We start from the raw sequence: 23,409 nt of genomic DNA, 5'->3' as shown, positions 1-23,409 counted from the left end.
CCCCTCCCTCCCCCACCGATTGAAAACATGATGAGAGCGATATTGTCCTCCCTGGTGATGCTGCTGGTCGTTACCGCGGCCGTGAACGCGCAAGAAAAAGCGACCCAACCGAAACCGAATGCACGTGCCGCTGCGGTCGCACGATCTTGGCAAATGACTCCCGACCCGGCGTTGCCCAACGTCTTAATTCTTGGTGATTCGATCTCGATCGGGTACGGATTGCCGTTGCGGGCGAAACTGCAAGGCAAGGCGAACGTCTATCGCCCGATGTCTGCCAACGGCCAAAGACCTCAAAACTGCAGCGGAACGACATTTGGCGTGGAGCAAATCGATCGCTGGCTCGCTGGAAATGAATGGGATGTGATCCATTTCAATTGGGGACTGCATGATCTCAAACATGTTGCCAAACCAGGAACAAGCCAAAACTCCACCAAGGCAACCGATCCGGTGCAAGCCACCGTCGAGCAATACAGCAAGAACCTCGAATCGATTGTCGCGAAATTGGAGGCGACAGGTGCCAAACTGATCTTCGCAACCACGACTCCGGTCGTCGCCGACAGCAGTGGTCCGCTGCGCGAAGTCGATGCCCCCGCACGCTACAACGAAGCGGCACTGAAGATCATGAAGGCACACGAAATTGAAGTGAATGATTTATACGCCGCCTGCGAAGGTAAGCTATCCGAGTTGCAGTTGCCAAAAAACGTTCACTTCAACAAACAGGGATCCGAATACCTCGCCGAACAAGTCGCCGCCGCGATTGAAAAGTCATTGTAATAGAACCAACCCTCCCCCCGTCTCTTTCCTTCCCGAATGAGCCGCGGCCCCACCTCCATCTCAGCACCGCAATATGACCACCACAGTAAACTCCCGACAGTATAAAAGTTTTGCATGGGTCGCATTGACTCTCCTCGTGATTGCATGGGCAACGCCCGTCGCCGCCCAAACCGATGGTGTTACATCACCTAACATTGTTCTCGTGATGACTGACGACCAAGGCTACGGCGATTTGGCTTGTCATGGACATCCGTATTTACAGACTCCCAATCTCGACAAACTTTACGAACAAAGCACTCGCTTTACCGACTTCCACGCCAGCCCCACGTGCGCTCCCACTCGTTCAGCGCTGATGTCGGGGCGGGCACCGTTCAAAAACGGGATTACGCATACGATTCTGGAACGCGACCGGATGGCCCTCAGTTCCACGACGATTGCGGAAGTGCTCCGCGACGCCGGATACACCACCGGCATTTTTGGTAAATGGCACCTCGGCGACGAAGATCCTTACCAGCCGCACAATCGTGGTTTCGACAAATCGTTCATTCACGGTGCTGGTGGTATTGGGCAGAATTTTGCCGGCTCGCAAAGTGACGCGCCAGGCACGAGCTATTTCAACCCGATCATTAAAGACAACAATCGCTTCGTGCAAACAGAAGGCTATTGCACGGATGTCTTTTTCCGTGAAACGCTCGGATGGATCAAAGAAAAGAAGGACGCCGACAAGCCGTTCTTTGCTTACTTGGCAACGAACGCGCCACACGCCCCGTACAACGTCGATGCGAAGTACTCTGACCTTTACAAAGATAAATGCTCAGCCAAGTCCGCCGCGTTCTTTGGGATGATTACCAACATCGACGAGAACATGGGATTGTTGATGCAAAAACTCGATGAGTGGCAGCTTTCCGACAACACACTGTTGATATTCATGACCGACAATGGTTCGGCGGCGGGTACGTTTAACTACGATATGAAGGGCAAAAAGGGATCGCCCCACGAAGGTGGCTCACGCGTGCCTCTTTTCATGCGATTACCCGGACTCACGAACGCCGGTGTGGATGTCGATCGCGTCACTCGCCATTTCGATTTGTTTCCGACGCTCGCGGAAATTGCCGGAGCGACTGTTCCTGATAGTGTCGAACTGGATGGTCGCAGTTTGGTCCCATTGATCAAAAATCCCAAGTCCGACTGGCCAGATCGCAACCTGTTCTTCCACGTGGGACGCTGGAACAAAAAGGGCGCACCGAACCGCTGGGGACAAGGCAACACGGATCCAGAAAAAGCGAAGTATAAGGGCTTCGCGGTCCGCAACGAACGATGGCGGCTCGTCGGTGATGAACTCTACGACATCGAAAACGATCCAGGCGAAACTACCGACGTATCGAAGAGTCATCCTGAGGTTGCGTCTGAAATGCTACGTGCGTTCGACGCGTGGTGGGCCGAGGTTCGTCCGATGATGGTCAATGAAGACGCGTCATTGGACGTCGAGAAGCCGTTCGCGACTCAGTTTAATAAACAGAAAGAGAACGCAGGGATTCCGAATTGGAACGCTCCCGTTCTCTAAGGATCAGCGTGGTGCGACGTCGCCCTCCCTATGGCTGTTCCGCCCAGGGGGGCGTGGCAAGACGTGACGTGACGCATGCCTATCACGTCGTGCACGCCTATCGTCTCGTTCGATCCTTTGGACGGGGTTAGAAAACGCCAACACTGACTTACGTTAACTAGGAATGACGGTGTCTCTCGGTTTGAGGCACCGCATTTCCCTTTTGGTCGTTTTCATTGTCACCGTTCGAGTCTCAACACGGTATCACCGTGTGCGTGATTTCAGGTATGCCGCAAATGATTTATCTGACCGCTTTTTTTCCTTGCTCGAATGATGTTTCGCCAACGAATGCCGCGTGCATTCGCCTGAGACGTTATTCGGAATGGTTGCAATGACGATATGACTCGATGTTTCGATCCTACGATTTGTTTACGAATGCTGTTGTTGCTGCTCATCGCGAACTTATGCATGGGCGACGCTCGTGGCGAGGAGTCGCCGCCGAACATCATTTTGATACTGACCGATGACCAGGGTTACCAGGATCTTGGTTGTTACGGGTCGAAGACGATTCGCACGCCGATTCTCGATCAGATGGCGGCGGAGGGCGTGCGTCTGACGAGCTTCTATGCTCAGCCCGTGTGTGGCGTCTCGCGAGCGGCGCTGATGACCGGCTCTTATCCGATTCGCGTCGCCGAGCCTGAAAACATCAAACGTCTGCACACCGTTCCTCACCCCGAAGAGATCACGCTAGCAGAAGTACTCAAAGATGCCGGATACGCCACGGGCATGATCGGGAAATGGCACTTGGGGCTTGACCGAAAAGACGCTCCTGGTGGCGTGTTACCATCGACGATGCCCAATGCGCAGGGGTTCGACTACTTCTACGGAACTCCCCGATTCAACGGGTACACCGTTAATGTGGATGACACCGCCATGCGAAGTCCCGTCATGCGGAATCAGGAGGTAGTCGTGGAAGCCGTCGAAGACTGGAACGACATCACCGCAAACTACACCGACGAGGCCATCCGGTGGATTAAGGAGAAACGCGAAAGACCATTCTTTCTGTATCTCGCCCACAACATGCCCCACATCCCGCTCGGGGCATCGGAACGATTCCGAGGGAAATCGGCGGGCGGCTTCTATGGAGACACCATCGAAGAAATCGACTGGTCATGCGGCGAGATTCTAAAGACTCTGAAGGAACTCGACATCGACGATAACACGTTGGTTGTGTTCACATCGGACAACGGTCCATGGGTGGAGACAACTCGCGGGATGAAACCGAAGGCAGCCGCACTCATTCCACGCGACCACTCCGGAAACGCCGATCCGCTGCGTGGATGGAAAATGTCGGCATGGGATGGAGGTTGCCGCGTGCCATTTATCGCCCGCTGGCCATCGAAGATTCCGGCGGGATGGGAGTCCGACGAACTGCTCAGCACGATGGACCTGTTGCCGACGTTTGCGAATCTCGCACGCACGTCAGTTCCCGATGTCACCCTGGACGGAAAAGACGCGACCGCGTTCCTCACACGGCAAACCGACGAGAGCCCTCGAGATGATTATCTCTATTACTCGGGGTGCATGCTAACCGGTGTTCGCGCCGGCAAGTGGAAACTGGTTCTCCCGAGAGAAAACGCGCCCGCCGGACTCGGTTGGTGGGGGCGAATGATCGAAGCAGTCCCCGAAACGATGCTGTTCGACCTTGATGAAGATCCGGGCGAAACGACTAACGTCGCGCCCCAGCATCCAGAAATTGTCGCTTCGTTAATGAAACGGATCGAACGAGCGAGGGAAGAATTGGGAGATCGCTTCCATACCGGCAGCGACGTGCGACTCTTCGACGAAGGACCACGTACGCTCCAAGCACCAATCAAGAAGCGAAAAGCACGTTAAGTGCAAACACTGGAGCGATTGCCCCTAACCGATCTCGCGTTGCGAACAACAGCAGCCAACGAATGTTTAACAGTTGATCAAGCGATGGGCGAAATACTGGTCAATCAACGAAGCGTTCGATCCCTAGACAATTTGATTCATAGCCAACCTCCCGGAGAAACTTGATGAAGTCAGTGACATACCCCTATCTCGTCTGCCTGGCCGTTTTATGTCAAACGGCTTGGGTTGATAGTTCACCTGCGGCGGAAAGTAGTTCCCAACCGCCCAACATCATCTTTCTGCTCGCCGATGACCAATCGACTTATTCAGTGGGGTGTTATGGCAATCCGGACGTCAAAACGCCGAATATGGATCAGCTCGCAAAGGATGGCGTGCTTTTTGACAACCACTACAACACGACCGCAATTTGCATGGCGAGTCGTGCCAACATCTTTACCGGAATGTATGAGTACAAGACCGGTTGCAATTTCTCGCACGGCGACATGAAACCGGAGGTTTGGGCCAACAGCTATCCGGTCTTGTTACGTCAAGCGGGATATTTAACCGCGTTTGCGGGCAAGTTTGGAATTGTGGTACAGGGTAAGGGACTTTGTGAATCCGACTTCGATTATTGGGGCGGTGCTCCGGGGCAGTCGTCTTACGTGACCAAAGCCAATCGATCGATGCAAAAGTACGCCGAGGAATACCCACACTCGACTCTTTCATACGGCGCATTTGCACGTGATGTGATTCGTGACTCGGTCGAGAAAGAAAAGCCATTTTGTCTCTCGATCAGTTTCAAAGCACCGCACAAACCGGCAACGCCCGATCCACGGTTTGACGACATCTACGCGGGAAAGACATTCACCAAGCCAGCAAACTTCGGCAGGGAGTTTGCCGATCATCTGTCGCCTCAAAGCAAGATGGGAAGGCAGTACCCGCGATTCAGCGAATGGAAATACGACACCGATTACGATGGCGAAATGGCGAAATACCATCAGCAGATTTATGGAATCGATGTCGCCTTGGGCATGATCCGCGACGAATTGAAAACGCAAGGTATCGCGGACAACACGGTCGTGATCTACACCAGCGACAACGGTTACATCTGTGGTTCGCACGGTTATGCGTCGAAGGTATTGCCGATGGAAGAGTCCGCTCGCGTGCCGCTGATGATCTACGATCCACGCAGCCCGCTCAACGGACAGCAGATTCGCTGCGAGGCGTTGACTGGCAATATCGACTTTGCACCCACGATCTTGGAATTGGCCGGTGTACCACGACCGTCAAACGTGGATGGGGTCAGTTTGCTTAGTCTCCTGCAAGATCCCAAAGAAGGTGGGCACGATCAACTCGCCTTCATCAACACTTGGGGGCCCGAAGCGACGACCAGTCTGACGTGCCTAACGAAGCAGTACAAATACACGTATTGGTGGTACGAAGACAACAAAATTGCAGCGGTCGAAGAACTCTTCGATACCCACAATGATCCGTTGGAACTGAAGAACCTCGCGTCCAATCCGGAATACAGCGCGGTTCTCGAGACGATGCGGGCTAAGTACGACGGGGAGCTGCAGAATTGGAAATCCCAGTCGGTCGACTACAACGACTATCAACGTTTTGGAACGTTGTTTGACCGAACGATCCCGCTGGAAATGAAACAGCCGCTGATGCAGAAGGCTGCGCGGCAGAACTCGAACCCTGACGCAGCCGAAAAACGGAAGGCTCGCCGCGCCAACGCAGATCGCTGATCGGTGGCGATCTCGCCGCTCGCGGGCTGAATCGCATCTAACAATACGAACGGCGGAGCATGCCGATAGGTCAATCTCCGCGTGGATCTCTCGTACACTGACGTTCCAGGGCTTAGGCAAGCTTGACGTCTAAAATCGCTCCATCCGGGGGGCAGTGTCGCAAAAAGCGTTGCGGCAGTGGCGAGAGTCGTCCGGTCTCGACCGAAGTTTTCGGCCGGCCTACGACCGGAAGGGGGGCTACACTCGCTTTTCGGGGCGTTTTGGGGAGTTTCTGGAACTTTCTCATGTTTTTTCCCTCCAGTTTTTGGAGCTAGGCGACGTTTCCCAGTCAGATAACGCGACACGCTAGCTGAAGGCGGTGAAACCGGTGGCCACGACAGATTCACGACAACAACAGGCTGAGTTTGTTCGTCTGCTGTCGGCAAACCATCGCCGTATCCAGACCTTCATCCAGACACTTCTTCCCGACCGAGATCTCGCTGAAGACGTGATGCAGAACACGTCGGTCGTGATGTGGCAGAAGTTCCAGCAGTACGAATCGGGTTCGGATTTCACAGCGTGGGCATTTCGAATCGCCCGGTACGAAGTGTTGTCGCTGACGCGAATCCGAGGAAAAGTGCGGATGATTTTCGACGAATCGTTGTGCGAGGAGATCGCTGATGACGTCGAGCGACGCAGCGGCAACATGGACGTGCGCATGCAAATTCTGAACGAATGTCTTTCGTCGCTGAACGTGAAAGATAGCGAGTTGCTCAAACGCCGTTACGAGGAAGGTGCCACGATCAAATCGGTAGCCGAGGCGGTCGGACGTCCTATCGAGGGCATGTACAAGGCGATGTCGCGCATTCACCGGACGCTGTTTGAGTGCACGCGTCGCAAGTTGTCCGCCGCGGAGTGAATGGCATTGAGAAACTGCATGGGAATTACCAACACTGAGAGTATCGAGTGATGGATCAACAACGACGCAGAGAACTGTTTGAACTGTGTGATGCGGTGCGTGAGCAAACCGTAACGGATGCCCAGTGGGGCCGCTTGCAAGAACTCGTTGCTGACCCTGAGTCGCGCGAGTTTTACGTCGAATACATGATGATGGGCTCGCACTTGAGCCACGTTTTGGATGGATATCACGCCGAATCGAACGAGAACTTGGCTGTTCCTGGGCAGAAGATGTTAGACACGCTGTTTCAGCAGTCGGTATCGGGGGATGGGAATTGTGTCGTCCAGCCTTCTGGGCGTCGATGGTCAACGCTTATCGTTTATGCAGTGGCCATGTCGCTGGTGTTGGTCGCGTTTTGGTGGGGTGGTTTTAACAGTCGAGCGCGGGAGCCGAACGCCTTCGCAACCGTGACCAGTTTGACGCACTGCAAGTGGGGAACGAGCACCTTGCCGACGCATCGCGGAGCACGTTTGGCGGAGGGTGAGCTGGAATTGCTTGAAGGCCTTGCCAAAATCGAGCTCGATAACGGCGTGAAGTTGTCGCTCGAAGGTCCGGTGTCGCTGCGATTGGAATCGTTGACACTGTGTGAGGTTTCATCGGGGCTGTTGTTGGCGGCGGTACCGGGCGCAGAGATCGGTTTCAGGGTGATTACCCCGACGAGTGAAGTGCTGGATCTGGGAACCGAGTTTTCAGTTCGCGTCGAAGACGGGGGGCGAACTGGAGTCCGGGTTTTGTCCGGCGAAGTGGATGTGACGAACCGTTCCTCCGGTGAGTCTCACCGTTTGGTTGAGACACAGATGATTAGCGTCAATGCGAGCAATATTGATCGATCGGACGACGCCATGGAGGTTTCGATCCCGTCCCAAGAAACGAGGCCTGAACCGGCGGAAGGCATTAAGACACGATTAATAACGACTGCGCAAGGTCGAGGCCGCGATGCGTTCGTTTGGCGAGAACTCAGCAGCGGTTATGAGTCAGACGAGATGTTGCTACTCAAACACTGCGTGTCGCATCGTTCGGAGTGGGATCGCAAGGTCTATGTTTCATTCGATGTCGAGTCGGCCAAGGAACTTGAGATTGATTCCGCTGAATTACGTTTTACTCTCGTTCCAAGTGAACTCGGCTACGTGACCCGACAAAAGGACGCGGTCTGTCGAGTGTATGGAATCGTGGATGAGTCGTTGGATGACTGGGACGAGCAATCAATCAACTGGCAGAACGCACCCGCCAATGCTTCCGCAGCCGATGCGGTCGACCCGAACCTGACGATTCCGTTGGGATCGTTTGTGATCCCACAGGGGATTCAAACCGGATCCGTTGGGCTGAAGAGTAAATCGATTCGTGAGTTCATTGAATCAGACACGAATGGAGTTATCACGCTCATCGTCGTCCGCGAAACCCGCGAAAACCACTGGGATGGCGGTGGGTTGGTACACGCATTTGCGAGTAAAGAGCACCCCTCCGCATTCCCGCCCGCCATTCGCTTGGTAGGGCGACAATCAAATTCACAGGCAAATTAGCATTGTCTTTCCGTGTTGTCTTTCTGATTTTTTCCCTATGAGAATTGGTGTAATCCTATGAAACGAAGAGCCTTTACCCTTGTCGAGTTGTTGGTGGTGATTGCCATCATTGGGGTGCTTGTCGGACTGCTGTTACCGGCCGTTCAAGCGCCTCGAGAAGCGGCCCGGCGTATGTCATGTAGCAACAACTTCAAGCAGATCGGGTTGGCGATGCACAACTATCATTCTGCTTATGATCGTCTGCCATCCAATGGAACGGGGACCGGCATCGAGTCCTCTGGCCTTGTCAATCAACGACGTCTCGGCGCGATGGTGGGCTTCCTACCGTTCTTTGAACAGCAGGCGATCTGGGAACAACTCTCAAATCCGCATCAACCGGAAGCCGGAGAGACGCCAGCTCAGCCAACCATTTTGGATGCCAACGGCTCGTGGCCTGCGTTCGGGCCAAGGGTTTGGGAAGATTTGGATATTTACGATCCCTGGCAAACCGAGATCCCAACGCTGCGTTGCCCCAGCGACCCGGGAACGTCGCCCACCGGCAACGGCATGACGAATTACGCGTTCTGTCACGGTGATGCGATCCTGCGTGTTGGGTACAACTCGACCAATGCATTCTTGGATCGTGGTGCGTTTCGTGAAATGTTTCGTCCGCAAGTCGCGGGGCGGTTCCGTGACGTGCTCGACGGTTTGGCAAACACCGTAGCCATGGGTGAGATCGCAACCGATCTGGGCGATCGGCAAATCAACGGTTCAGTCGTCGACAAATCGCATCTCGGGAACAGCTCCGCGTTGGGAAGCAGCGGAAAGCTGTGTCTGGACGTTGCCAACCCGCAACGACCTCAGTTCATCGCTGATTCGGTTCCATTGTGGAACACCGGTGGTGCTTCTCGCGGCGCTCGATGGTTCGACAGTTTCTTGATGATCAGTGGATTCACCACCGTCTTGCCACCGAATTCCCCTACCTGCCCATTGGACTGGGGCGTGGCGTGGCAGTCGGGAATCTACAGCTCCGGCAGCCGGCACCAAGGCGGCGTCCATATCTTGATGGCAGACGGCAGCGTCACGTTCATCACCGACTCAATTGAGGCTGGCAACCCGGAGGCTGACAGCATCTCAAAGAACTACAACAACGTCGGACAACAGAGTCCATACGGTGTTTGGGGTGCCCTCGGAACCCAAGCAGCCAAAGAGACCGTTTCTCTCCCATAGTTCCGCATCTGAAACGAGGCGGTCCGAACGCTTCGATAAGAACGACCGCCGCCGGTACGGACTCCGTATCGGTGGCAAATGGACCGATCGCCGAATCGGTCGCGGATCCGATCGACACATCGGTCGGTGAGATGGTCGTGCATCGTGCTTCGTCAAAGATGAATATGCGAATTGCCTGAATTGGAGGGCTCGTGCGCTGCCACTACAAGTCTTAGCGGAACGGCGCAAGCCGTCCGGTCTCACACTCATTTTTAATGCTGATAACGCACTGTCCTCGCAGACGCACTTCCAATCGAAAATACTTTTATCGCAATTGACTTAACGACTTCATCATCAAATCTAACCGCTATCTATAAATAGGAAATATAAAACATGTTCAATCGCAACCGTGTCGTTTTCCTTATCGCAAGTTGTCTCGTACTGGTTTTTTTGACAATTCCCACGGGATGTTCACGTGATACGTCGGCTCGGAAATTGGATACGCCCGAGGGTGTCGATTGGGACGCCATCAAAGCTCAGAATGCATCTGATAACGCTAACGCAAACACCGCATCAGAGTAATCGTCATGATCAAATGACACGAAGCCATCCGTCCACGAAAAGTGCGGGCGGACCCCAATCCGACAGTCCACCAAGATCCCATCTCCATGAAACACCAATCGATCCGAATCATTCTCACGTGCCTGACAATCACGTCAATCTTCAACGCAACCGCTGCATTCGGTGACAGCGACAAGCCCAACATTGTGTTCATCTTGACCGACGACCACCGCGCAGACGGTTGGAGTGCGGCGGGCAATGAGTTGCTGTCGACTCCCAATCTCGATCGCATTGCCAATCGGGGAACGCGATTCGAAAACGCCTTCGTTACACTCGCGATCTGTTCGCCCAGTCGTGCGGCTTGTTTGACCGGACGTTACGGCAGTAGAAACGGTGTCACATCGGTTGGAAACGTGGCGATTAACGATGGCGAGACAACGTTTGCCAATGCACTCGGTGATGCAGGATACGCTACCGGCGTGACAGGAAAATGGCATCTCAAGACAAAGCCGGAACAATGCGGCTTCGAATTCGTTTCGACGTGTTGGTCCAATGGCCCTTGGTACAATCGGCAGTTCACCATTAATGGTGAATCCAAAAGGATGCCGGGGTTTGTGGACGACGTGACGGCGGCCGAGTCGATTCGATTTATTCAACGTTCGGTCGAAGCCGACAAACCGTTCGCCCTCTGGATGTGCACTCAGGTTCCACACATGGACCACAAGCACACGTGGCCCGCGGAGCAAGAGTATCTGGATTCGCACGATTCAGAAAAGATGCCTCTGCCGGAGACTTGGAATGATGACTTGTCCGGGAAGCCGGAATACCTCAAAACGTCTCGCAATCGAACCCAAGCGTTGCATTACGGATACGATTCACCGGAGAAGATTCAGGGTCACACTCGCGATTACTACGCGAGTGTCGAACAAATGGACCGGGCAATTGGCCGCGTTCTCGATGAACTCGACCGGCTCGGTGTGCAGGACGAAACGTGGATCCTGTTTGTGGGCGACAACGGATGGCTGTTGGGTGAGCACGGCATGACCAGCAAAGTGCTGCCTTACGAGGAATCGATGCACGTGCCGATGGCGATTGCCGGACCGCAAACCGAAGCCAAGGTCAGTGAAGCGTTAGTTCTGAACATTGATCTGACGGCTACCATTTATGAGCTAGCGGGTTTGCCGGTTCCAGAATCGATGGACGGGAAAAGTCTTCTGCCGATTGTTAAGAGCAATGTTCCATCGAGTTGGCGTACAAGCTTCCTGTATGAAGCGCCGACGCCTCAATTGGGCAGCCAGCCTCTGTGGGCAGTCCGAGATGATCGATGGAAATATGTTCAAACGCATCTTGAGGGTGACGCCGATGGCGTGTTTAGGGAACTATACGACCTGCAATCTGATGCGATCGAACAGACTAACCTCGCCGACAATCCTGAGTACAAAGAAAAGGTACAGCAACTCTCGGAGCAGTTAACGCAACAACGCACCTCGCTTCAATCCAACGCCGTGCAGTTAACCGCCCGGCGTCGCGTTGAGGCCTCTTCAGGAGCGGGCGACGTTCGAACCGATATCCATATCAGCGGCGTTTACCCCCACCTGACGACGTACGGTATCTACAGCCAAAACGGCGGTCACTACATATCGGGGCATAACGAGTGCGGTATCGGCGCAATCGTTCCCTGGGCGGGCAAACTATGGATGGTCAACTACGCACCGCACCAGCCAAATGGTAGCGAACATAAGCTGTTTTCGGTTGACCCTGATCTGACGCAACCGATGACAGTTCATCCTGAGAGCGTCGGAGGGACGCCTGCCGGTCGAATGATCCATGAAGAGTCGAACCAGCTCTTGATCGCCCACTACTTGATCGATGCCAAAGGCAATGTCCGTACGATTTCGCCAAAGGACATGCCAATGCGAGTGACTGCGATCGCGCGGCATCTGAAGAACCCCAAGAACATGGTCTATTACATTGATATGGAAGGATCCATCTGGGAAGCCAACGTTCATACACTCGCGGTGTCGCGGTTGTTTAAGAAGCCAGTGCCAGGATGGCACGGTAAGGGCGGGTACACCTCACAGGGAAGACTCGTCGTGTCAAACAACGGCGAATTGCACGTGGGCGATTACAAAGACGTTTTAGTTGGCGGAAAAGCGAAGAACGCAGAAGAACGTGGCGTTTTGGCTGAGTACGACGGCGAGAACTGGAACATCGTCGAGCGACGTCAGTTCACCGAAGTCACGGGTCCACGCGGAATCACAGGCGGCAGCGACGGGGACGATCCCATTTGGACAATGGGTTGGGACCGACGATCGGTGCGACTGAAGGTGCTCGACCACGGCAAATGGCACACTTACCTGCTTCCCAAAGCCGCCTATTGCAACGATGCGAGCCATGGTTGGTATACGGAATGGCCACGGATCCGCGAGATCACCGATGGCCGCTGGATGATGGATATGCACGGCATGTTTTACGAATTCCCAAAAACGTTTTCCTCTCAAAACTCGGCTGGCATCCGACCGATCGGTAGCCACCTCAGGTACGTGCCAGACTTTTGCGAGTGGAATGGCAAACTCGTTTTGGCGAGTGACGAGACCAGCATTCAGGGCAATCCTCTCGCCGGACAACCGCAGAGCAATTTGTGGTTCGGTGAGTTTGACGACTTGAAATCGTGGGGGCCCGCGTCGGCTTATGGCGGTCCATGGATTGAGGATTTTGTCGCAGCAAACACCCCATCGGATCCGTTTCTCATCGCGGGATTCGATCGACGTCTTTTGCATCTGACGGTCGGTAAAAAGTCACTTGTCGCCGAAAATATACTGCGTGCGGCGGACCAGCAGACGATTCACTCGCTGCCACCGATGCTTGCCAAACTTACCCGAGTCTCGATTCCACGCGGAGATTGGCGTAAGCCAGCACCGGGTTTTTCATTCAATGTCGATTCGCCCGTGAACGTTTACCTCGCCGTGGACAAACGAAGCGATCCCAAACTACCGCCGTCTTGGCGACTCACCGATTTAGGAGTGACGTGGGGTAGCAACCATCATGACCGCGTCTACGTGCGTGAATTTGCCGCCGGAACGATTTCCATTCCCGCCAACGAACTCGAACATAGCAAAGGTTCGTACGGAATGCCGCATCTCGCCTTTGTGCAGCCGCGTGACGGTGAAACCGTTTCGATCAAGGCAACTGGGTTGGCCAGTGTCTCGGTACCCGCGAAAGAGGCAACGGAGTCCGAATCAGCATCCAGTCCGGTCGTATTCACTTTGCAGGTCGATCGCAAGGGGAACGGTGAGTGGACGAACCTCGAGGAGGTAAGCGTTGCCGATAACGGCTACGTTGCTCATCCACTTCCGAACGATCTCGATGCGGTTTGGCTACGCCTAGAGACCAATCGTAACTGCGTCGCGACCGCGTTCTTACACCAAACGGCGAGTCAATTTGTCGACGGATCAACTTCCGAGAATCACGCGTTGTTTGCAGGATTGGCTGACGTCGATGACGCGAACGCTCTCTCGGCGCTAGTCTATCCTGCCCAGCGGAATCGAAACTTAAGGGTGATCACCGGTGACAAGCTCGAATTCGACTTTACGAAGGAAGACTTTGAGTTCGTCGCGACCGAACCCGACTCGGATTTGCAGCGACGACTGCGTGTCGAGCCCGAGTTCACGGTCGACGACGCGTCGGTGATCGTGAGCCATCACGGTATGAAGCTGCGACTGCCGAAGGGCCACGTCGCGTACGATCAACCGTTCCAATCGGGTTGGCCTCGCGATGTCCGCGAAGTCGAATCGGAACGCGTTCTCGCCAATATTCACGGAACGTTCTACGAGTTGCCGTTGGTAACCAACGGGGCTCCGCCGGCGTGGAACCAAATTCGACCGGTATCGAGCCACTCGAAACAGATCACGGATTATTGTTCGTGGAACGGTCTCCTCGTACTTGCCGGTACGAAACAAGGCGTATCGGATGATGAACACGTCTTTTCTGCAACGGACGGCAGCGCTTCGTTGTGGTTTGGTGGCGTCGACGACTTGTGGAAGCTTGGCAAACCAGTAGGTCGTGGTGGTCCATGGAAAGACTCCGATATCCAAAAGGACACACCCTCGGATCCTTATTTGATGACCGGCTACGATCGCAAATCGTTGACTTTGCAACACGATCAAAGCGAACCGGTTCGCTTTACGATCGAGGTCGACATCAACGGCGACGGACTCTGGTGCCCGCTAGACCGCGTCGAAGTCAAGCCCAGCGAAACGTTGCAGTATTCGTTTGCCGATGGTTTCTCCGCGAGCTGGGTGCGTTTGGTTTCCGACGCAAATTGCCAAGCGACTGCAACGTTCACGTACGAGTGAGAGATAACCGAATCGTTGTCCTCGGTTCCGCTGAGCGCAAACGGGTAGGGCAACCACCGGGCGAAATGGTTTTGTTCGGTGGGAGCCAGCCTGACTTACGGTATCATTCTTCGATACTCGTTATCGGCTCAGCTTTGAGAAGCCGACGATCAGTTCACCACCCCGAGATTCACCGATCAGTTTGCCGGCGAAATTTTGCTCGGTAAGACCGGTGGACTCTCCTTCGAAGACGAGTACCAACCCTCGATCGTGTTTTTCCGTCGTCACGACCAGACTCCCTCCGCCAAAGTTGACCTCCTCCGCAGCGCCGTATCGAAGGCTGCCAAGGTTCATGTCGGTCTGAGCGTCGAATCCTTCTTCGGAATGCACCAAAATTTGAATCCTATCTGTTTGAGAAGAGATCGGTGAATCGTTAAGGAGACCGAGCCGTTTGTGTACGACCAACGGAATGATCAGATTCTTCGAACTGTGCTTGTCGTTTGCATAATCTTGTCGCTTGACCGTATCGATCACCGCAAGCGAAAGATGAGTGGCACGACCATATTCATCTTGCAAGACGTGTGGTCGCTCAAGTTTATGCCATCGCGTCCAAGTGCCGTCTTCGTAGATGGTGCAATCGGGTGTGTATGCCAAACCGGTATCGCACTTCCAGTGGATCCCGTCGGGTGATCTTAGGTAGATCGCCCGGTAGTCCAAAAAGGCATTGATGATCTGATGGAACTGAACATCGTCTCTCCACATGACGGGATCTTCATAATTGGAATGGCGGTATCGTTCGGGGATCGTTTCATTGTTTTGCACGACGTCGGTTAGTACCTTGTAGGGTCCCAGCAAACCGTCTGTACTGTGAATCATGCGTCCAAATTTCGACACAAACATCATACTGCCGTCGTCTAGTTGCACCCCGGACAAATTGCGTTGCACCTGATATTCGCGGTTGTCCCCGAGCGCCTCAGCGTCGTATTCGACGCTCATTTCACCGAGCACTTTCCAGGGGCCACGCATTGATTTCGAACTCAGCAACGTGGGCTTCCAGTTGATGAGCGAATAAAGCAAGTAGGTGCCGTCGTTGAGTCGAATCACATCTGCATTGTGTCCCTGCCCGTTCTGATACGGATAGGCGATCTCTCCGGTCGGACGGTAGGGGCCCGTTGGTTCCTCCGCGACGGTATGAACCACGGTGGAATTCACCCATTCCCAGTGACCTCGCAGTGCGTTTTCGGGCCAGCGCACGACGAGCATGTGATATTTGCCATCGTCGTCCTTAACCGGACGCCCACCCCAGTATGACCACTGCGGGTCTTCGATTCCGTTGTTTGGGTCGCGCGGCAAGACTTCATCCGCACCCCACAGATCGCTGCGCAATTCGGTGCGGATCGGCATCGGCAGGATCAGATCGCTGAAGGACGCACCGCGGATCGCTCGAACCCGTGTCGATACGGAATTCGAAAGTTCGCCTTCATTGCCGCTGTAATCGATCGCTCGAACAAAGTAAGTATTCAGTTCACCTTTTACAGGTGTGATATCGGTAAACGTGTTCTTAGTAATCCCAGTCGCCAACGCGATCGACTCAGTACCGTCGTTTGATTTCCGATAGACCGTGAAGGTGGCAACATCCTCGTCATCGGATTCCCACGTCAACTCAATTTCTGCATCTGTTGACACCGCATTTAAGAGTTGTGGCCCGGACGGCGGTTGCGTGTCGATTCGTCTAGCGATTTCCGGTGGGGATGCGGAAGATTCGCCGCCGTTCAATACACGTGTGACAACGTAGCTGTATGAGATCCCGTTGACGATCGATTGATCAGTGAATTCCGACGCCTTGTTCGCGGGACCAATAAACGTAAATTTCTTTGCGTCGGATCGTTGTCGGTAGACTCGATATTGTGCGTCCGCGGAATTGTGATGCGGGGTCCACGCAAGCTTGATACCAGATTCATCGGCCGTCGCGTTTAACGCAGAAGGGCCCGCGGTAGCCGTATCGAGTACACGCAGGTTCACGTTATCCAGGAAGATCGTAATCGGTTGAGTGGTACTCATGCCGATCCGGACGAACGGCATTCCCTGCTTTGCATCTTCGGCGGTCACTTTATACTGTCCCGAAAAGACATCCGGAGGCGTCGCACCGCCATTGATAGGAACGTCGTCTGCCAACAATCGGATGTGATCACCGAATACCAAACTGAACGATACGAACGCGGGACTCTCGTATTGTGCATGTGCAGTGAAGCTGTACTCAAGAACACTACCCGCGACTGGTTTTGAGTACGCCTGAATGTTGTCGAGTATGCGTGAGTCGACGACGGTAATCGCGTTACCGGCGCCGTGGAATTGCCCTAACGCAACACCTGCGGTGTGGTTGCCACTTGTCAGACCAGTATTGACGGTCCAGTGTGGCGAGGAATGTGTTTGCCAACCCGGAACGAGATCAAAGTTGCCGTCGTTGACATTTCCGTTAGGCGGATTTTCTCCGAGCAGGACGATGTCCGCATGGACACATGAACGGCTAAAAAACAACGCGACCATCACGAAGAGAAATGATTGACAAGCGTATCGCGGAATTAGCAAGTGAAACATCGTAAAGGGGGGCTGTTGAGATGAGGCTCGAACCTGGAATGGGTACCCGGCGAGCTGATTTGCCTAGACTGCATGCATCGGAGGAATTTTACTCGCCCGACACGTTCGCCAGCGCCACCGTCGCGGTCCCTTACGCAGAAGCCACGCGAACGGTCTGTGATTGACGTTTCCGGCTGGTGATTGCAGCCTTGGGAGCTGACGTTCGCCCTTGCGTCTTCCGCGGACTCAGGCAGGCGATCTACTTGCGCACGAGAATGTAGGAACGCACCCAATCGTAGAGTGTGCTATTCCGTTGTTCGTCGTTCAGCATCTCGTCCGTCGGCAGTCCTGGTTCCCAATCGTATGTTTCGGTAACGAGGTGCATGTACATTGGCCGGGCAAACGGCAGCAGGTTGTAGTCGGTTCCCGGATTGACCGTGAATAGAAATTTGCCGTCGTAGTAGAAGTGCATCGTATTGGGATCGACCCACCAAACGGCGTAGGTATGAAAATCTTCGGCGGTGTTTTCGATCGCAGTGGTGCTGTTCTTTGGAGCTCCCACACTCACTGTCGGTGGATCTTGGCCGCGGCCAACGTTCACTTGATAATGCGTGTTGGCATGGAACTGGCGATTCCAGTTCTCCGGTCGAGTTGGCGTCCCGATCGTCTCGATAATATCGAGTTCTTGTCGATGGCTTTCTTTGACCATCCTGCCTTCCTCGGTGACGTAGCGGATCGACCGTGGCATGTTCTTTAGCCAAAACGTCGACGACATCGGCGTCGCGGACGCCTTCATCCGCGTTTCGTAGTATCCATACCATGCTTGATCGCTTCGCGAAGCGACCGCGCCGCCGGCGAGCGTGTATTTGTCGCCGGGCGTGCCATCGTTGCCCTCCGACGGGATGAGACGACGGTTGCGAATCCGCAGGAAACCATCTTTCAGGCTAACGTTGTCAGCTTTGAACGTTGCTGGCGGCCGCCCGTTGGTCCAGTACGGACTCTTGGCAAACCACTTCTCCTGGTCCAGCGTCTCGCCGCTGAACTCGTCAGTGAAGTCTGGATTTACCGCCCAGCGGAATCCTTCGGGCGGTTCCGGCAAGTTCTCGATATGCTTGATCGCAGCTTCATAACGGGTCGTTCCGCGATTTGAATTGGGAACATTGGAATTGATTACCGCGACCACGACTAACGATGCGATTGTGGTGACGAACATACTCATGAGATTTTTAGGTCAATGGTGAAAAAGAAAAGGGACAACACGCAGCAAATTTGATCAGCTAGCTATCGATTTCGTATCCCTCACGATACGGACGGCTCATCATGCTGGCCGCTAAATCGTCGCCCGTAATCATTTCGGTCGATTGGTCCCAGTGGATCGTTCGGCCTAAGCGGCAGCAGATGCCGGCGAGGTGGCAAACGTTGAGCATTTTCATGTGCGAGTGCACGTCCGAGATCGGCAACGTTCGGTGCTCGATCGAATGAATGAAGTTTGCCCAGTGCGCATGCCGATCGTTTCCGACGATTGGCATGCCGCGATAGACCTTCGTGATCGCGTCATCGGGCAGTGGTTTGGAGGCGAGAGCTTCGATTGGTGCGCCGACCAGTTTCCCACGGTTAACAAAAATCCGTCCCCGTTCGCCTTCAAAAAGAATTCCGTTGTCGACGTCGTGCCGCAAATTCATCGTGACATCACCATCGGCAAATGCGACGTTGAGGTCGAATGCGCGTGCGGTGTTGTAACGGTTGTGTTGAACGGGTATTCCGTCTTTGAACTCAACGTCGTGTTTGGCTGTTCCGCCGACCGAGACAGGGTCGTTGTTTTGCCCTGCCGCTGCAATGCCTAACATCGCGATATCGATATGGTGAGCGCCCCAATCGGTTAGTTTTCCACCGGAGTGTTCATACCACCAGCGAAAATGAGTATGCCCGTTGGTGTAATTGCGATTGGTACCCGGTTTTGGATCGTCCATGTAGCGATATTCCATGACGGGCGTCGGTCCCAACCATCGATCCCAATCCAGTTCCTTGGGAACCTCCGCGACGGGAATTTCGGGACTCCATCCGCCCGCGTCGATACCGACCGTGATCCGTTTCAGCTTGCCGAGTCGTCCGTCCGCTATCACGGCGAGCGCTTTGTTGAACAAATTGAAGCTACTGCGTTGCTGCGTTCCGACCTGTACGACGCGGCCAGTCTCCTGCTGCACTTCGCGGATTAGTTTTCCTTCGTCGATGGTGAGCGTCAAAGGTTTTTCGCAGTACGCGTCCTTCCCTGCTCGCATCGCCTCAACAAGGATTTTGGTATGCCAATGGTCCGGCGTCGAAATCTGCACCACGTCGATGTCTTCACGCGAGAGAATTTCGCGATAGTCGCTGTATAGATCCGCTTTGCCATCACACAGCAACGCATTACCGTGGGCGAGGTGTCTCGAATCGACGTCGCAGAGGGCGACCAAGTCAGCGAACTCTTTACCGACAGGAGCGGTGCGTGTTCCGTTTCCGCCAACACCGATCAGCGCGAAACGCAGACGTTCGTTTTTAGATTGAGCTGCCGCGCGCGGCGTCGTGAAAATGTATGGGACGGAAACTGCTGCCGTGACCGCACTCGCCTGTGCGAGAAATTGGCGCCGGTTGCTTTGTGTGTGCGTTACACGTTTCATCAGAACACTCCTCCGCCAGCGTGATAACCATCAAAGGACGTTGAGCGGGAATTGAGGTGGGGTGTGGGGTGGGATTGTGAGCTTGCCATTCACATAGCTCGGTCTCTGCGAAGCCGAGAACCGCGAAGGTTGTCCTCTTCGCGATCCCGAAAGAGGCTCTTTCAAGTAACGAACTCATCCAGCAAGCGAATTGTCAGGATGCAAACTCGGATTGGGAGCGGACGTTTGCGTTGTTCCAAAAATTCGATTAGCGGTAACGCACGACCCGTGTGTTTCTTTCCAAGGTTGAATGCAGACTGAGGCCTAGTCTCCGTTAGAAACCCAAAAAAATCAATGATCGATCGTTAACAATTGAGAGGTTGGGAAAGATACCGAGATCTATCGATTTCGCATTGGTTTACACGTGAGCAAGTGAGAATTGATCTATGGATTGGATGCATGGCCAAAAGAAGTCGGAAAAGCCTTGGCAGCGGTTCAATGAAGCAAAAATCGAAACACATATCGATTGCCGATTCGAGATCGCTTTTCATTCAGATGTTTTGCCTTGGCAGGCGAATCATGCGTCCATACGACGCAGTACTGAACATCATTATTAGCCGAGACTTGCTGACCGAAAGACGGTGGTCGTATTCACCGGCAATCGCTTTCGTGTATAGATTTGACACGGCGGTCGATCGCTACGAAGATTCACCCCGTCGGTTGGGCGATAGGTTTGCTTGGCCGCGTTCGACCTGCATTCCTGTCGAAACCAGCAAGCGTGTCTCTCGTCCGATCGGGCTTCTGGCTCACGCCCGTTCCTATCTGCATCGGGTTTGTCAAACTCGTTTCCGCGACGACGACTACAATCACGCCTCCCACCTTCCATTCCTTCAAAGAAATTTAAGAGTTTCTCTATGCGCGTTAACGCATCTTTCTCAGTTCCAGGCACTCGGATTGCACGTGCGGCATTTGGACTACTGCTAACAGGTTGCTTTGCTGGCACTGCTGCCGCTCACGAAGGGCATGACCACTCAGCGACGCAGTTGACGGCTGCGAGCGAAGGCCCCGTGGCAATGTCGAGCACTTTCCAAGTTGGCGACAAGACCTATCGCTGGGAACACCGCAACGATTTGGGGGCGCAACCGGAGAAGATGGTCGCTGCCGCAAAGGGGGGACTTCACAACAACGCTGATCAAGATCCGCAGACCAAGGAAATCGTAACGGTTGTTAAGAGTTACGGTTTGGTGACGCTCGATCCTGAGATGAAAGCGTGGAGACTGGTCGAAGATCAAGATCCGCACTTTGCCGCCGGAATGAACTCGCACGGTACAGATTGTTTCGAGTTCAATGGGGAATCACTGTGGGCGTTCGCGTCGACCAACACGGGCGAAGTCGTGATCACGAAACGTGGTGAGATTCTAGCAAAGCTCTCCAAACCGGAAGGCACTGAGTTTGCGAACGAGAAGATTAACCAGTATTACGCCAATGGCGGAAAGTTCGTTCCCTGCGATGTCGTCTTCGCGCCTGAAGCCCAGGCCTTAATTGTCGTGACCGGCTACGCTCCTGGCGATTACGCATTGACGGCCAAGAATGTCGACGGATCATGGCAATGGACCGGCGCGGCTTGGGGCGGCAAAGAAAATGAAGGCGGTCCGTTTTCCACCGCTCATGGTGTCGAAGTCAATACGATTGGCGGAAACGAAGTTGTCGAAGTCGCGTCACGCAGTCATGGGCGTATCTACGGATTCACCGCCGATGGTGAAATGGTGGCGATGCCCGGTGCAGGCGACGGCAAGTACATCCAATTGCCGCCTCGATCAAACCCGTGCAATATCGCAAACCATGGCGACGAACTGTTTCTGCCGCTGCTCAACCCGTTGGCCGACAGCAACGGCGTGGCTCCCGTTCTGATCATCTCAGACGGCAAACCGGTCGGACGTCTAGTGCCTGCCGAGTACGAAGGTTTGAACTTTATGCACCACATGCACGGGTTCATCGCAATCGAACACGATGGCCAACTTTTTGGTATCGCCCTGTCGTGGCCAAACGGCGGCGAGAACAGCAAAGGAAAACGCAATGACGGGCAAATCGCTATTTTCGAAGCTGTCGAAGTCAAATAGCGAGCCGAAGCGGTCGCTTTTATTTGGTGAGCGTTGGCTTCGAACCTCCTAGCGAGGTTCGTCAGCCGGCGATTCGCCACCTCGGCGCACGTGAAGCACACGTTGATTCACCAACTTCTTCCACCAGACGTTCAACTCATGAAACTTCTCTTGACGTTCCTGTTTCTTGCGACGACAGCATGTAGCGTTTGCTCGGCAGATGATCGCCCCAATATCATCGTCATCATGGCGGACGACATGGGGTACGCTGACGCGGGTTTTACCGGCGCGACCGATATACAAACTCCCAATCTTGATGCACTGGCGGCGTCGGGCGTGACGTTTACCAGCGGCTACGTGACGCATCCGTATTGTGGTCCGAGTCGAGCGGGATTGATGTCAGGACGCTATCAACAACGGTTCGGATTCGAAACCAATCCGGCGTACGATCCGTCCAACCCCTATCTTGGCATCGACGTGAACGAAACGTTGTTTCCTGCTCGATTGCAGAAGGCAGGGTATCGAACGGGTGTTATCGGAAAATGGCACCTCGGTGCGTCCGCTCCATTTCACCCCAACAATCGTGGGTTTGACTACTTCTATGGTTTCCTGGGCGGAGGGCATGACTACTTCAAGATCGATCTGAGGCAGCCCGTCAAGGAGGGTTACACCGAGGCATTAGAACGCAACGGTAAACCAGCCGTTTTCGACGGTTACTTGACCACTGCGCTGAGCAATGACGCTGCGGAGTTCGTTAACTCAAGTAGCGGCGAACCGTTTTTTCTCTATCTGGCGTTCAACGCACCCCATGCGCCGCTACAAGCTCCACAAGAGGCGATCGCCAAATACTCGCACATCAAAAATGAAAAGCGAAAACGCTACGCGGCAATGGTAGACGTGATGGATGCGGGGATCGGAACGGTGATCTCGGCGCTGGAACAAAACAACCTTCGCGACAACACGCTAGTTTTCTTTTTGAGTGACAATGGTGGTCCGCAGAGTACGAAATCGAAGCCCACGAGTTGGAATGGATCGTCCAACGATCCGTTTCGCGGTGGAAAGGGGAATCTCTACGATGGCGGAGTCCATGTGCCGTTCATTGCATCCTGGCCCGCTCGCATTGAGAAAGGAACCGTCTATCCGCATCCCGTTATCTCGCTCGACATTGCCGCTACCGCATGTGCGATCGCGAGCGGTGATTCCAAGTTACCAGCCGAACTTGAAGGGACGAATCTATTACCGCTATTGAATGATCAAACAAACGTGAATCGCGAGCGGTACCTGTATTGGCGCGAAGGCGGAGTGCGTTGGTCGATCTTGGACAGCAAGCGTGTTAAACATCTCCAAGACAGCACGGACCGACCTGCGGAATTGTACCGGTTGCCTGAGGACGTGGCGGAGCAAAACGATCGCATCGAGGCCGAGCCGGAAGTCGCTGAGCAATTGCGTAAAGAATGGCTTTCCTGGAATGAATCCAACGTCGCCAGCCGTTTGGGAAACTACAAAGGTTACCACGCGCTGAGAGATCAATTCTTTCTCGACTCGATTCCCAAGGGAGCGAAAGAAGAAGGTTATTCGCCGGTGCCGATTCCAACGTTTAAATAGAGCGATGCG

Annotated in this window: 13 protein-coding genes; 10 read left to right on the top strand and 3 right to left on the bottom strand. The window is 54.2% G+C overall.

Annotated elements, in window-relative coordinates; all coding sequences use genetic code 11:
- Nucleotides 1–27 precede the first annotated feature (27 nt).
- The 8 genes from NB063_RS04300 to NB063_RS04265 all read left to right on the top strand — a co-directional run bounded on the left by NB063_RS04300 (nt 28) and on the right by NB063_RS04265 (nt 14,504).
- Nucleotides 28–774: an SGNH/GDSL hydrolase family protein gene (locus NB063_RS04300; RefSeq protein ID WP_250927511.1), complete on the top strand. Its 747-nt coding sequence runs from the start codon at nt 28–30 to the stop codon at nt 772–774.
- Between the two features lie 73 nt (nt 775–847).
- Nucleotides 848–2,338, top strand: coding sequence for an arylsulfatase (locus tag NB063_RS04295; protein WP_261367208.1), 1,491 nt, complete (start codon nt 848–850; stop codon nt 2,336–2,338).
- A 414-nt stretch (nt 2,339–2,752) separates the two neighbouring features.
- Nucleotides 2,753–4,213 carry a sulfatase family protein gene (locus NB063_RS04290; protein ID WP_250927510.1) on the top strand — a complete coding sequence of 487 codons (1,461 nt, stop codon included), beginning with the start codon at nt 2,753–2,755 and terminating at the stop codon, nt 4,211–4,213.
- 164 nt (nt 4,214–4,377) lie between these two features.
- A complete protein-coding gene (locus NB063_RS04285) occupies nt 4,378–5,943 on the top strand; it encodes a sulfatase family protein (RefSeq protein ID WP_250927509.1) in 1,566 nt (521 codons plus the stop codon).
- Nucleotides 5,944–6,310: 367 nt separating this feature from the next.
- Nucleotides 6,311–6,841: a sigma-70 family RNA polymerase sigma factor gene (locus NB063_RS04280; protein ID WP_250927508.1), complete on the top strand. Its 531-nt coding sequence runs from the start codon at nt 6,311–6,313 to the stop codon at nt 6,839–6,841.
- Between the two features lie 50 nt (nt 6,842–6,891).
- The gene (locus NB063_RS04275; protein WP_250927507.1) at nt 6,892–8,400 is read left to right on the top strand and encodes a DNRLRE domain-containing protein; all 1,509 of its coding nucleotides are present in this window, start codon (nt 6,892–6,894) and stop codon (nt 8,398–8,400) included.
- A gap of 57 nt (nt 8,401–8,457) precedes the next feature.
- Entirely contained in the window at nt 8,458–9,609 is a 1,152-nt protein-coding gene (locus tag NB063_RS04270) for a DUF1559 domain-containing protein (RefSeq protein ID WP_250927506.1), read from the top strand.
- A gap of 647 nt (nt 9,610–10,256) precedes the next feature.
- Nucleotides 10,257–14,504: a sulfatase-like hydrolase/transferase gene (locus tag NB063_RS04265; protein ID WP_250927505.1), complete on the top strand. Its 4,248-nt coding sequence runs from the start codon at nt 10,257–10,259 to the stop codon at nt 14,502–14,504.
- A gap of 120 nt (nt 14,505–14,624) precedes the next feature.
- Here NB063_RS04265 and NB063_RS04260 read toward each other — a convergent pair whose 3' ends face one another.
- From NB063_RS04260 to NB063_RS04250, 3 genes are all read right to left on the bottom strand, one after another.
- On the bottom strand, nt 14,625–17,081 hold the full coding sequence (locus tag NB063_RS04260; protein WP_250927504.1) for a hypothetical protein: 2,457 nt from the start codon (nt 17,079–17,081) through the stop codon (nt 14,625–14,627).
- A 238-nt stretch (nt 17,082–17,319) separates the two neighbouring features.
- Nucleotides 17,320–18,279, bottom strand: coding sequence for a family 16 glycosylhydrolase (locus NB063_RS04255; RefSeq protein ID WP_250927503.1), 960 nt, complete (start codon nt 18,277–18,279; stop codon nt 17,320–17,322).
- A gap of 58 nt (nt 18,280–18,337) precedes the next feature.
- Nucleotides 18,338–19,717, bottom strand: coding sequence for a Gfo/Idh/MocA family protein (locus NB063_RS04250; protein WP_250927502.1), 1,380 nt, complete (start codon nt 19,715–19,717; stop codon nt 18,338–18,340).
- A gap of 893 nt (nt 19,718–20,610) precedes the next feature.
- Here NB063_RS04250 and NB063_RS04245 point away from each other — a divergent pair.
- Both NB063_RS04245 and NB063_RS04240 read left to right on the top strand, forming a co-directional pair.
- Nucleotides 20,611–21,816: an NHL repeat-containing protein gene (locus NB063_RS04245; protein WP_250927501.1), complete on the top strand. Its 1,206-nt coding sequence runs from the start codon at nt 20,611–20,613 to the stop codon at nt 21,814–21,816.
- Between the two features lie 138 nt (nt 21,817–21,954).
- Nucleotides 21,955–23,400 (top strand): sulfatase-like hydrolase/transferase, encoded by a 1,446-nt coding sequence (locus NB063_RS04240; RefSeq protein ID WP_250927500.1) that lies wholly within the window; start codon nt 21,955–21,957, stop codon nt 23,398–23,400.
- Nucleotides 23,401–23,409: the final 9 nt, after the last annotated feature.

This window comes from Aporhodopirellula aestuarii, assembly GCF_023701485.1.
Taxonomy (GTDB): Bacteria; Planctomycetota; Planctomycetia; order Pirellulales; family Pirellulaceae; genus Rhodopirellula; species Rhodopirellula aestuarii.
This window is presented reverse-complemented; position numbering and strand designations above follow the sequence as displayed.